The organism is Mangrovimonas sp. TPBH4, from assembly GCF_001280505.1.
Classification (GTDB): Bacteria; Bacteroidota; Bacteroidia; order Flavobacteriales; family Flavobacteriaceae; genus Mangrovimonas_A.
In genome coordinates this window covers 140,256-153,934 of sequence record NZ_LBIO01000057.1, presented here as the reverse complement: position 1 = coordinate 153,934, position 13,679 = coordinate 140,256, and the positions used below count along the sequence as shown (strand labels likewise).

Below are 13,679 nucleotides of genomic sequence, written 5' to 3'. Positions count from 1 at the left end.
TTTTTATTTCTTTGGAATCGCCTTAAGGATTTCCAATACAAACTTCCAATATTTTTGAGCAGAAGAAATCTGGGCGCGTTCATCCGGAGAGTGTGCTCCCTTAATGTTGGGCCCAAAACTAATCATGTCCATCTCTGGATAATTGGTTCCTAAAATACCGCATTCCAAACCGGCATGGCAAGCCGCTACATGAGGTTCTTCACCTTGGTTCAGTTCTTTGTACAAAGGCACCATCACCTTTAAAATATCAGAATCCATATTCGGTGTCCAACCTGGGTAATCCCCACTGAACTCTACTTCACAACCTGTCAGTTCAAAAGCAGCTCTAAGTGTGTTTGCCAAATCCCATTTAGAACTTTCCACAGAAGAGCGGGTCAAACATCCCACTTTAATTTCCCCATCTTTTATCACCACATTGGCAATATTATTAGAGGTTTCCACCAAACCAGGAATATCGGCACTCATACGGTACACCCCATTCCAAGCAGCATGCAAGGCTCTTGTAAACCCTTCCTGAACGCCTAGGTCCATGATGTGCTCTGGTGTTTCGGTTTTGGTCACGATGATCTCCAAATCAGGTTCCATGGTTTTCAATTCGGCTTTAATGTCATTGGCCAAATCATTGGTTTCCGCAATAAACACTTCTTCGTGCATGCTATCTATGGCTACAATGGCTTTGCTTTCCCTAGGAATGGCATTGCGCAAACCACCTCCGTTGATTTCTGCAATTCGCAAACCGAAGTTTTCAAACCCATCAAACAATAAACGGTTCATGATTTTGTTGGCATTGCCTAAACCTTCATGGATCTGCATTCCAGAATGGCCTCCCTGAAGTCCTTTCACCTCAATTTTGAAACCCATTTTAAATTCTGGAGTTTCTTCCTCTTCATAACTGCGGGTAGCCGTTACGTCGACTCCTCCGGCACAACCTACTCCGATTTCGTCATCTTCCTCAGTGTCAAGATTCAACAAAATCTCACCTTCCAACAAACCACCTTCCAATCCCATAGCACCGGTCATCCCCGTTTCTTCGTCTATGGTAAACAAAGCCTCAATGGCTGGGTGCTCAATATCGCTACTTTCCAAAATGGCCATAATGGTAGCCACTCCCAAACCGTTATCCGCACCAAGGGTAGTGCCTTTGGCCCGTACCCAATCGCCATCAATATACATGTCGATGCCTTGGGTATCAAAATCGAAATTGGTATCGTTATTTTTTTGGTGCACCATATCCAAATGCGATTGCATCACAATGGCCTTCCTGTCCTCCATCCCAGGAGTTGCAGGCTTCTTGACAATCACGTTGCCTACCTTATCCACGATGGTTTCCAAACCTAGGTTTTCACCAAATTCCTTCATGAACGCAATGACGCGTTCTTCCTTTTTTGACGGTCTTGGAACTGCATTCAAATCGGCAAATTTATTCCATAACGCCTTTGGTTCCAACTGTCTTATTTCTGAATTCATATGTATTAGCTTAAAGTTGCACAAAGGTACAAATTGAAGTCCACAATTAAGAGACACAGATCTGCTTCTTTTTATTACATTTGAAGTATGCAGAACTTTGGCCGCCTCTTTATTGCCTTTTCGATTCTCCTTCAAATCGCCTTTATCAAACTTATCGCGAAGTTCCCCGAATTTGTAGAACGCTGGTACAGCCACGGACTATATGTTTGGATTTCCAAATCCATGCGTTTTACCTTTGGATGGGTTCCTTTCTCGGTGGGTGATCTTCTATACACCCTGGCCACCATTTACATTTTAAGATGGCTCTACATCAATAGAAAACGCATGCTCAAGGATTTCAAATCCTGGGGTGTGGATGTGCTTATGGCCTTGTCGATGGGCTATTTGGCCTTTCATATATTATGGGCCTTTAATTACTACCGTCTGCCCCTCCACGAATCTTTAGGACTGGAAAAAGAATATACCACGGAAGCCCTTTTGGCCACTGCAGAACGCCTTACCGAAAAGGTCAACACCTTGCATACTGCGATCACTTACAATGATACGCTTCCGGTGGTCATGCCTTATAAGAAAACGGAATTGATAAAAGCGGTTCCCAAAGGGTATGAAGTCCTTTCAATGGAATACCCCCATTTGGCATATACTCCAAAAAGTATCAAATGTTCGATTTATAGTTTACCACTTACCTATATGGGATTTAGTGGCTATTTGAATCCGTTTACCAATGAAGCTCAAATAGACGGCATGATCCCTATTTGGAAGTACCCTACAACTGCCAGTCATGAAGTGGCACACCAATTGGGATATGCCGCAGAAAATGAAGCCAATTTTATAGGCTGTATGGCCGCTATACACCATCCTGATAAGTATTTTCAATATTCAGGATATGCTTTTGCCCTACGCCACTGTCTTTTGGAAATCTACCGTAGGAATCCCGAAACGTATGATGAAATGCTGACCAAAGTGAATAAAGGGGTATTAAAAAACTACCAGGAATCACGTGACTTTTGGATGCGTTACCAAAACCCATTGGAACCGGTATTCAAAACTACTTATGACAATTTTTTAAAGGCCAATAACCAAACCGATGGCATGGAAAGTTACAGCTATGTGGTGGCACTATTGGTTAATTATTTTGAGGCCAATCCAGAGCATTAAGCTTTTCTACCCAACTATTTTACGATAAGTTTTTTAATGCTTTTTCTTGTTCCGTTATGCAATTGAACAAAATAAATACCGCTTTCCAAGGAAGACACATCCAATGCCATTTCTTGTTCTTGGGCATAGGACGTTTCCATAACTCGCTTCCCTAGCACATCAAAAACATTTACCCTCAATTCTGAAGAAACCTCTTCTATCTGAATATAGACCATATCATTTGCTGGATTTGGATGAATTGAAAACTCAGCAGTCTCCTGATCTTCTACCGAAAGTGTCTCTACAAATTCGGTAGAGAATGTATTGGTAATTACGGGGTCATTAAAGTCGAAATAGATAGCCGCAGAATTAGGAATAACATCTCCCACTCCATAACCTGAAACAGGTTTTATTTTAAAATGAACGTAACCGTGGCTTTCAGGCTCATCCATACTTTCACTCGGCAAATTAATGTCATCGAACTGCCAAACCAATAGATTGCCCGTTCGGGTAACGACATAATCATGACTGGAATGCAACATTTCAAAAGTGCTTTCATCCAATTGAACATCCAGGACATCCTCAATTCTCACTTCGAAAGCTTCGGCTGTCCCCACATTTTGAAAGCGAATGGTATAATACAAATATTCATCTGAAGTTATAAACTCATCATAAAGAATTTGTGGCCCATGGCTTTCCATAATATCATTTGGATCATAAGATCCAACAACTGTTTCAGTTAAACTCGCAGTGTTATTGTTGGTATTTATTTCATCTGTATTTGATGTATAAGTAACAGAATTAGTAACAGTTTCTCCCAATGCTAGCGTTGTGGGACATACCACTGTTACAGGTATATATATTTCAGAACCTCCCTCAATATCCATAAATTCCAATATAAACCCAGTCGAAGTATTAATTATGGTATAATTTGGTGAGTCATTCACCACAAGCTCACTCAAAGGCAAAGATTCATCCAAAACAAACTCCAATTCTCCTGAATTAGGTTGAGTACCATAATTTTCTAGTTGAATAATACTATAATATGAAAAACCAGGTATCGGAGGAAAGTATGTGTAAAGATGGACATACATATCCTCACAGTCCTCAATTTCCATAATTGGAAAATCAAGTGTTATTTCCGCTCCATTGGAAACGGTAATATCTGAGAGCGTTGTTGTGTTAGAATAATAACAATTTTGTTGTAAGCTTAAATTAAAGTCATAGGAATCGCTTTCCTGAGAGGTGTATAAAGTAAAACTCCCTGTATTGGACATTACACCACTAAAATAACCTGAATCATTCAACTCATAGGTTATTTGGGCTTGGTCAAAATAAGCTTCACCGGTATCAAAAACAGAATTACTATTGGCGTCCAAAAATATATTTACATGAATTAATCCTGAGTTTTCACAATCTATAAAATTCACTAAGGTGGCGTCTGCCCCAACTGGAACTTCCTGTATTGGGTCATAAATAATAACTGAATAATAAGCCGATTCGGTTACCACCAACTCATCTGTTGTTGCCCCAGAAATCAAGATGCCATCTTGATACCATTCATAATTAAATGTACTAGTCGAAGATATTTCCGCCTGCAATAATACAGTAGGTGTTTCTTCACATATATTCTGATCTGCTCCTAATTCCACATCAACCGCCTCCTGGAAATCAACACAATATACCATATAACTAATGCCTTCACTAAGCTCTAGTTCACCTGAGGCACAACTCACAGTTTCATTCGCCACTACAGAAAAGGTAATAGAATCTCCTGCAGACATTATAAACGTTCCCGGAACAACCTGACCGGCAGGATAATAAAGGTTCGAGCCACCAGTATCTAATATTTTCAAGGTGTCATTTCCATCCTCAATAGCCCCTCCTATTAACATTAACATCAACGGATTTCCATTGGAACTTGTATAAGTGACTTCATTATAGCTATTGTTTTCGTAACAAGCCGTAACAAACAAAGGCCCTTCATCACAATCAACAATTACCTGTGCTTGGAAACTAAAAAAGAAAAGGGATAAGGCGAAAAAAAGTAATTTTTGCTTCATAAAAATGTAAATTTGCACTACCAATATACTGTTAATAAGTGAGAAAAGAAATAATCAGTACTCAAAATTCCTACATTAAAGAGTTGTTTCAACTAAAGGAGAAATCCCGTGAACGTAAAAAAACAGGACTTTTTCTCATTGAAGGAGAAAGAGAAATTAGCCTGGCAATCAAGGGCAACTATAACGTTGATACTATTTTATTTTATCCTGAGTTATTTCCGGAAGCCCAACTTAAAACCTTATCAGCCCCATCTATCCCAACCATACAAATCTCAAAGGAAGTATATCAAAAGTTGGCACACCGCTCTACCACAGAAGGTATTTTGGCTGTTGCTAAATCCAAAGCTCACAATTTGGAGCAACTTACATTTAAGTCGAAAAACCCATTAATCATGGTTGCCGAAGCCCCTGAAAAACCAGGAAACATAGGCGCTTTACTCCGTACGGCCGATGCTGCCAATGTGGACGCCGTGATTATCGCTAACCCCAAAACCGATTTATACAACCCAAATATCATCCGCTCCAGCGTGGGATGTGTCTTTACCAATACGATTGCCGTGGGCAGCACTTCCGATATCATTACCTTTTTACAAGACCACAACATTGCCATGTATTGCGCTGCGCTACAGGCTTCGGTGGGATATCACACCCAAGACTACACGGGCCCCACAGCTTTGGTGGTAGGCACCGAAGATACCGGTCTTAGCGACGAATGGCGAACCAATTCAAGACAAAACATTATCATTCCTATGCAAGGCGCTATTGATTCCATGAATGTTTCGGTGGCTGCTGGTATCTTGATATTTGAAGCCAAAAGACAGCGTCAGTTTTTATAATCAAAAATCCATTTATTTCCTCTAAACTCTTATGAACTCCCAAACCCTATTCTATATCATCATTGCCATTATTATTCTGGATTTTATCGTCGACAAAGTGTTGGACGCCCTAAACGCCAAACATTTTAAAGATCCTATTCCACAAGAATTGCATGATGTATATGATGAAGAAGACTATAAAAAATCACAGGCTTATAAAGCCACCAATTATCGCTTTGGTTTATGGAGTTCCAGTTTTTCAATACTAACAACACTTGCCTTTTTAATCTTTGGCGGTTTTGAGTATGTAGACCAATGGGCTCGAAATTTCAGCAACCATCCTATTGTCATTGCCTTGATATTCTTTGGAATTATCATGTTAGCAAGTCAGTTGGTGAGTCTACCGTTTTCTTACTACCGAACTTTTGTAATTGAAGAGCGTTTTGGATTCAATAAAACCAGTAAGGGCACTTTTATTTTGGATAAGCTTAAAGGTCTCCTCATGGGCGCTATTGTGGGAGGAGGTTTGCTGGCCTTGATTATTTGGATCTATCAACTTACCCAAGAACACTTTTGGTTATATGCATGGGGCGTCATTGCACTTTTTTCTGTGGTAATGAATATGTTTTATTCCAAAATTATTGTGCCTCTGTTCAACAAACAAAGTCCTTTGGAAGATGGTCCCTTGCGTGAAAAAATTTCGGAATATGCACAATCGGTTGGATTTCAACTGGACAATATTTTTGTGATTGATGGTTCCAAACGCTCCACCAAAGCCAATGCTTATTTTTCTGGATTTGGAAGTCAAAAACGTGTGACTTTATACGATACGCTTATCAAGGATTTGGAAGAAGATGAAATTGTAGCTGTATTGGCACATGAGGTAGGACACTACAAAAAACACCATATCATTTTTAATTTAATAGCCTCGCTATTACTAACTGGAGCAACCTTATTTATTCTATCCATTTTTATTTCCAATCCCCTATTATCGCATGCCTTGGGCGTGAGTATTCCGAGTTTCCATGTGGGCTTGGTGGCTTTTGGATTGTTGTATGCACCAATTTCGGAATTGACAAGTTTGGTGATGAACCATTTTTCACGTGCTTTTGAATATCAAGCAGACGACTATGCCAAAAACACCTATAAAGCAGCGCCATTGGTAAGCGGACTAAAAAAGCTTTCCAAAAACAGTTTGAGCAACCTTACACCACACCCCGCCTATGTTTGGGTACACTATTCGCATCCTACCTTATTGCAACGGGTATCCAATTTACATCAAAACTAAGCGTGTTTTTAGTTCGAGGTTAATTCCTCGTCATCTTCGTCCTCGTCAACGTCTAAAATATCCAAGTCCTCCAACTGCTTCTCAATTAAAGTAGCTCGCATTTTTTGACGGCGTTTTACACTTAACCTCAAATTTTTAAGTCGCTCCCTATTTAGGGCAATGACCAAATTATAACACATGGCCAAAAGGATCAATGAAAACGGCAATGCGGCCAGCATGACAGCAGTTTGTAATGTTACCAAGCCCCCGCCAATTAATAGGGTTGCCGACAACAGTCCCAAAAGGGCCGCCCAAAACAAGCGTTGTAAAACCGGGGAATCCATTTTCCCTCCGGAAGTAATAAAGTCTACAACTAAAGAACCACTATCTGAGGAAGTGACAAAAAAGCTTACCAAAAGTAATACCCCAACAAAGCTCATGATTTTAGACATGGGAAAGGCCCCCAACATAGCAAACAAGGCAGTGGAAATATTGGCATCGACCTCAGCCCCTATAGGAGCCAACCCGTTAAGTTCCAAATACACTGCTGAAGATCCAAAAACAGTAAACCAAAGAAATGAAAAAGCACTAGGAATTAAAATTACCCCTGTTAGAAACTCTCTAATGGTTCGCCCTTTGGACACACGCGCAATAAAAATCCCCACAAAAGGACTCCAGGCAATCCACCAGGCCCAATAGAAAATGGTCCAATTATTTTGCCATTTGGTATTACTATACACCTCGGTATAGGTCCCTAATTGGATCGCATTCTGTAAATAATTCCCAATATTTTCAATCAAGGAGTCGATGATAAATACCGAAGGCCCAATGAAGAGCATCACCACCATAAAAACAAGGGTAAGCCTAATATTGAATACACTTAAAGCTTTTACCCCTTTGTCCAAACCAGAAGCAATGGAAAACGACGCTATAACCGTAGCCACAATAATGAATATCACATGCGTATATGTGGTATTGGGAATCCCCCATAAATAGTTGAGCCCCGAACCTATCTGAGCAGCCCCAAACCCCAAGGTTGTGGCCAGGCCAAACAAACAAGCAATTACAGCCAGTACATCTACAACATGTCCAAACAAACCATTGATGCGATGTTTTAAAACTGGAAAAAACAAGGAACGGACACTTAACGGTAATTTTCGGTTGAAAGTAAAAAAGGCAAAACCTAAAGACACCATTGCATAAACCGCCCAAGGATGGAAACCATAGTGCAGGAAGGTAAATTTAAAGGCCTGCTCAGCAGCCTTGGCCTCTGTTGCCACCGGAATGGGAGGATTGACCAAATGCTGAATGGGCTCGGCCACTCCATAAAAAATCAAACCGATGCCCATACCTGCTGAAAACAACATGGAATACCAAGAAAAATCGGAATAATCAGGGACTGCCTTAGGGCCCCCCAAACGGATTCTTCCGAAGGGTCCAAAAGCAATAATAATACTCATAACCAACATAGTGCTCACCGTGATGATGAACAACCAGCCCACTTGATCATAAAGTACATCACGCCACTTTTCAAAAAGACGTTCTATGGGCTCCCCAACAATTAAGGTCACCAATACAAAGCCCAAAATAATCAGGGTTGCAGGAATGGTAACTGGATAATACAAATTAAGGAGAGGTTTCTTCTTTTTTTTGTGCTCCATATCAAACGTGGATTTCGCTAATGTTAGAATATCAGAATTGTAGCCCTGAAAGCACCATGGAAAAACTTGAAAAAAGCGAACAGTGGGCGCAGAAAACTATTCAGGAACAAGGTCTTACAAATATACGCATTAAAAAGTAAACCGCTCGATAACAAGCTATTGAATGCAAAACTAAGATTTACATTCGTTAGAGTTCCGCCCTCTAATTCTAAGCTCATAAAATGTAATACACCTTACAACGACTTTTGTAATCAGAAAATACTTTCAAATTAGTATCTTGGGTGCATGTTATAAAAAATTAAGGTCCTTCAAAACAAGACACCTTACACCAACCAATACCAACCTTGAAATACAAGACAATGAGAAAACCTCTTTTACTATTAATTGCATTATCTTCTTTATTTAACATTACATTATCAGCCCAAAACTCGAATTTAACCTATGGAATAAAAACAGGTGCTAATTACTCAAGTTATTCACCTCGATACCCCATGGCCGGCTTTAAAGAAATACACTACTCAAGTAAATTTGGGTTCTATTTAGGGGGCATACTAAATTTTGAAATAAACAATAATTTCAAATTGCAACCAGAACTTAATTTTGCATCACAAGGCGCTAGATATGTAAGTGAAAATATTCATCTTACAAGCGAATATGGTCCCGATATTGTAGGAGATTTTGAATCTAGAATTACCGAATCTACCATTGTTATACCCATAGTATCTCAGTATTTTTTTTCTGAAAAGTTTTACATGGAAGGTGGTCCTCAATTTGGATATATTTTAGACAGAACAGAAAAGTTAATAGTAAACCCCGCTGAGCAATTTGGAGATACTACCAATGAAATTAATGATATTGATTATGACAAATTTGATTTCGGACTCACTTTTGGATTAGGGCTTAAATTTTCAGAAAAAATTGGACTCAATTCAAGATATTTCTTTGGTCTTATAGAACGCAACAATTACCTAAAATCCTCTGTCTTAAATTTAGGATTAGAATATCTTTTTTAGAAACTTTTATATAATTTACCTTTTCTGTATGCTGGGTGCTGCCCTTGGTGGGTATACTGGATATAGCATCGCCAAAAATACCAAACCCAATGGCTCCCATACAGTTGAAGAAAATTTACAAAACTAACCAAACCCCATATAATGACAGATTACTCTGAACGCCTAAAACATCTTGATGACAAAAAACTTATGGATGTTGTAAAAAATTATCGTCAATATGGTTATGACATTTCTGTTCGAGCCACAGCTATTTCAATACTAGGAGAAAGAGGATTTTCAGAAGAAACATTAGAGCTTACGGGAAATATGGATAACAAAACATATGACTACGCGGAAACTCTATATAATTCATTTAAAAGAAATTCCAAGGTAGCATTCATCCTCTTCTGTGTACTTCTAATCACCAATATATCAACTTCTATTTTTGCAATAAGCGCCAACTATTTGACTTCTGTTTCTGTGTCAATAAATGCTATAGCAACCATTCTTTACTTTGTTTTTTTAATTAAATCATTCTTAAATCAAAACAAGTTTTACAAGGTAATTAATGACGATTATGGCACAGAGGGAGTTCTAATGTATTTCCTCTTAGGCATGCCACTTTATATTGTTATGTATTTTTATTTTGGAAATCAAATGAAAGAAAAAATGAAAGATATCCAATAAGATTCTTTCCCGCGAGATAACATTCGCGCGGTTATTTTTCTTGAAGAAAACAAACCACTCTATTTTCAAGTAATTACCCTTGCCAAGAAGAATAAAAGGAATCCTAGAAATTATTGATTTTTAGCATTAAAACCCACAATATCTCTCATCAAAACCCTAATACCTGGGCAAAAATTCCTTACTTTTATATGGCCTAAAAACCTTAACAAATAAGGTCCATTTTAAACTTACCAAATGAAAATATCCAACATCTCCAAAACCCTAGTTCTTGGACTAAGTTTAGCCCTTGTAAGCTGCGCCGAAACCGCCAAAACCAAAACCATTGCTCAAGAAGCCCCTATAAGCAAAGAAGCCTTTGAGGAAGCCCATAGCATTGTGACCCAAAACTGTGTGACCTGTCATGCTCCTGCCGGCAACCCAACCACAAGAATTGCCCCACCACTCATTGCTGTTAAGGACCACTATTTAAAACCGGATATGACGGAAGCTGAATTTGTTCAGTCCGTAGCCAGTTTTTTAAATACCCCGAAAATAGAAAATTCACAAATGCCCAGAGCTGTAGAGCGTTTTGGGCTAATGCCCAAACTAGGCTATTCCCAAGCCCAACTAGAAGCTGTAGCCACTTATATTTATAGAGCTAAATTGGATCAACCGGATTGGTTTGAAACCCATCACCAACAACGCGAAGCCGATTTGATGAAGTATTCTGAAACCGGTACCCAAGATTACCTCAAGAAAGGAATGAGCATTGCCCTATCCACTAAAGCGGTTTTGGGCAAAAACCTGTTAACCGCCATCCAAACCAAAGGCACTGCTGGAGCTTTGGAATTTTGCAACGAAAGAGCCATTGTTCTTACAGATAGTATGTCTACCGAACTGCACGCCAATGTGAAACGTGTTTCAGACAAAAACAGAAACCCAAACAATCTAGCAAATGCTAAGGAACTAGACTATATCGCAGTGGCAAAACAAGATATTGCAGCCACAGGAGAAGCAAGCCCTAAAATGGTTGAAGACAACGGAAAATTAATAGGTTACTACCCTATCATGACCAATCAAATGTGTTTACAGTGCCACGGCACCCCAGACAAAGACATTACGCCTGAAACCTTAATGACGCTTAAGGAAAAATACCCACAAGATTTAGCCACAGGATATGGTATAGATGAACTGCGTGGGATTTGGGTCATTGAAATGGATAAGCCCGAGTAAGTAATAAAACTAACCAGAGATTACATTGCCCCCATAGGCTGCTCCAATTCCTTCAGTAGTTTATAAAACCTAGGATCCTCTGGGTACAATTCCATTAATCCCTTACAAATAGCTCGTGCCGTATTTAAATCGCCTGTATTCATGGCCGCAATCATTTTAATGTACAGCAAATCGGTATTGTTAGGATCGTATTGCAGTGCTTTATTCAAAACTTGCGAAGACAATTTAAAATTCTTGGCTTCCTGAAGTTTTAAGGCATAATTGTAATATGCGCGTAAATTAAAGGGCTCTTTTTGGCAGGCTTCACCCAAATATTTCAAGGACATCTCGTCCTGCCCCATTTCATTATACAACAAGCCCAACATATAGTATGGATAGCTATTAGCGGGTTCAAACTCTAAAATGGCTTTATAATATTTTGCCGCATTTTCAAAATCGCCGTTTTGATAGTATAGCAATGCCAAATTGTTTCTTGCATTATTGTTATAACTATCAAACGAAATGGCTTTTTCATAGGCCGCAATAGCTTTTTCCATATTTCCTTTTAAATAATGATGCTCAGCCATCTGTACCTGCCCCAATGAAAAATCGGAGTTCATTTCCTGAAACTCCCCAAACTCCCTATGGCCTTCGGCAAAACCATCCATTTGAGAGGTTCCATGACCATAAATGTCCAAATATTTAGCTGAAGTAATACGTACCACTCGCACCGAATCCTTTAAAAGTTTAGAAACTTCCTTAACACTAGTTGTATCCCCAATTTGAGTCAAAACTGTTACTGCCTCATTACGCACCAAAGCCGACGAATCCTTCAAAAAGGCTTTCAATTGCTCCAATTCTTTTGAAGTCAATGCCATGTTTCCATAATTGCTCAAAGCGGTCGCACGAAGCAATTCTGAAGCCTGATGATTTGACGCCAAAGTGTGAAAGGCATCTTTATCACCAGCATAACCCGCCAATAAAAAATCGGAAGGATGGTCTTTGGCATCAATAGCCTTGGTTTTCCCTAAAGTCTTGAGGGCATTTAAGGCCCATTCTGGGGTTTTATCCTCATGGCATCTGTTACACGCATTTGGTGTGCCATAAGCCAAACTCTGATCGGGTCTCGGCACTCTAAAACTGTGATCTCTTCTAAAATCATTCCCCATATACGTTCGCCCTGTCATATGGCAGTTCACGCATTGGGCCGCCTCTGTACCTGCCATATGAAAATGATGGGTTTCCGTATCATAAACAGTAGGTGCATGACAATTCAAACAAAGAGCATTACCCTGCTCTTTTAACTTTAGGGAATGAACATTGTGGCAATCGCGACAGGACACTCCGTTTTCATACATTTTACTCTGCACAAAGGATCCATACACATACACCTCGTCATAAATCTGTCCATCGGGCTCATATAAAGGCTGTGTTAAAAGTGCCGGTAAATATTGATCCAAGAATGCCTCATCATGCGTAAAATCCTTGGTAAGTTGAGTCCTTCTTGAGTGACAACGCGCACATTGATTCACCAAGGTTTGAGGTGCCGTATCGGGCGTCATGGTCAATTTACTTTTATAGATAGGATCTTCACCTTCTTCGTAGAATTTCACATGGTTACTGGCTGGCCCGTGGCAAGCTTCACAACTTACATTGATAATTTTAAAAGTCGTATTATAGGATTCCGAAACTGGATCGTAGTTTTTATGTAAATCGGTGGAATGGCAATCAGCACAAGCTGTATTCCAACGCATCCCTCCTCCTGTCCAATGGATCCATTCATCGCTCCGCAACTCTAACTCGGGATATAGGTTGAACCATTGCTGTTTATCACTATCCCACGCAATCGTAAGACATTGCATTTTGCCTTTGTCCAACTCCACAATATATTGCTGTAACGGTGTGTATCCAAAGGTGTATTTTATCGGGTAGTCCTGATAGGTATCATCCGGCCCGGGAATATTCACATAAAAATTGGCATCTTTTTTATAGAACGTGGCCTTGCCTCCTTTGTATGGAAATTCTACATTATTGAAATCTCCAAGCACCGAAACAGAATCGGCTACTTTCATGGCCAAATCATGATGAGAACCTTTCCAATCGTTATAAGCTTCCTGATGACAGGACATACAGGCTTCGTCTCCCAAAAACGTAGCCATGGGAGGGGCACTTGCTAAGTCCTTTTTGTCGACATAGCCTTCATCCTTACACGAAAAAATAGTTAAAAACAGAAGGAATATTAGGGGCAAACAACGTTGTATTGGGAGCATATTGAATTATTTGGAACTCATTGATTATTACCAAATTTACAAATAAATACCAAAGAATACTCGAAACATATGTAAGAAAATCAAACGTTTAAAGCCTAGAGCATTTCAAGCAAGCAGTTAAGAAAAAAT

Annotated in this window: 10 protein-coding genes; 6 read left to right on the top strand and 4 right to left on the bottom strand. The window is 39.5% G+C overall.

Annotation, left to right across the window (positions count from 1 at the left end; all coding sequences use genetic code 11):
* Positions 1 to 3 precede the first annotated feature (3 nt).
* Entirely contained in the window at positions 4 to 1,467 is a 1,464-nt protein-coding gene (locus ZA05_RS13620; RefSeq protein WP_053992241.1) for an aminoacyl-histidine dipeptidase, read from the bottom strand.
* Between the two features lie 87 nt (positions 1,468 to 1,554).
* On the opposite strand from ZA05_RS13620, the gene ZA05_RS13615 reads away from it, so the two are divergent.
* Entirely contained in the window at positions 1,555 to 2,625 is a 1,071-nt protein-coding gene (locus ZA05_RS13615; protein WP_053992240.1) for a DUF3810 domain-containing protein, read from the top strand.
* 14 nt (positions 2,626 to 2,639) lie between these two features.
* On the opposite strand, the gene ZA05_RS13610 is transcribed toward ZA05_RS13615, so the two are convergent.
* Positions 2,640 to 4,667: a T9SS type A sorting domain-containing protein gene (locus ZA05_RS13610; protein WP_053992239.1), complete on the bottom strand. Its 2,028-nt coding sequence runs from the start codon at positions 4,665 to 4,667 to the stop codon at positions 2,640 to 2,642.
* Between the two features lie 38 nt (positions 4,668 to 4,705).
* Here ZA05_RS13610 and ZA05_RS13605 point away from each other — a divergent pair, with 38 nt between their 5' ends.
* Positions 4,706 to 5,503: an RNA methyltransferase gene (locus ZA05_RS13605; protein ID WP_053992238.1), complete on the top strand. Its 798-nt coding sequence runs from the start codon at positions 4,706 to 4,708 to the stop codon at positions 5,501 to 5,503.
* Positions 5,504 to 5,534: 31 nt separating this feature from the next.
* Entirely contained in the window at positions 5,535 to 6,770 is a 1,236-nt protein-coding gene (locus tag ZA05_RS13600; RefSeq protein WP_053992237.1) for a M48 family metallopeptidase, read from the top strand.
* An 8-nt stretch (positions 6,771 to 6,778) separates the two neighbouring features.
* Here ZA05_RS13600 and ZA05_RS13595 read toward each other — a convergent pair whose 3' ends face one another.
* The gene (locus ZA05_RS13595; RefSeq protein WP_053992236.1) at positions 6,779 to 8,410 is read right to left on the bottom strand and encodes a BCCT family transporter; all 1,632 of its coding nucleotides are present in this window, start codon (positions 8,408 to 8,410) and stop codon (positions 6,779 to 6,781) included.
* A 359-nt stretch (positions 8,411 to 8,769) separates the two neighbouring features.
* Between ZA05_RS13595 and ZA05_RS13590 the strand changes: the two genes are divergently transcribed.
* The 3 genes from ZA05_RS13590 to ZA05_RS13580 all read left to right on the top strand — a co-directional run bounded on the left by ZA05_RS13590 (position 8,770) and on the right by ZA05_RS13580 (position 11,301).
* Complete coding sequence (locus ZA05_RS13590) at positions 8,770 to 9,423, top strand: porin family protein (RefSeq protein ID WP_053992235.1); 654 nt, start codon at positions 8,770 to 8,772, stop codon at positions 9,421 to 9,423.
* Positions 9,424 to 9,564: 141 nt separating this feature from the next.
* On the top strand, positions 9,565 to 10,089 hold the full coding sequence (locus tag ZA05_RS13585; protein WP_053992234.1) for a hypothetical protein: 525 nt from the start codon (positions 9,565 to 9,567) through the stop codon (positions 10,087 to 10,089).
* 234 nt (positions 10,090 to 10,323) lie between these two features.
* A complete protein-coding gene (locus ZA05_RS13580; RefSeq protein ID WP_053992233.1) occupies positions 10,324 to 11,301 on the top strand; it encodes a DUF3365 domain-containing protein in 978 nt (325 codons plus the stop codon).
* 20 nt (positions 11,302 to 11,321) lie between these two features.
* On the opposite strand, the gene ZA05_RS13575 is transcribed toward ZA05_RS13580, so the two are convergent.
* The gene (locus tag ZA05_RS13575; protein WP_053992232.1) at positions 11,322 to 13,550 is read right to left on the bottom strand and encodes a tetratricopeptide repeat protein; all 2,229 of its coding nucleotides are present in this window, start codon (positions 13,548 to 13,550) and stop codon (positions 11,322 to 11,324) included.
* Positions 13,551 to 13,679: the final 129 nt, after the last annotated feature.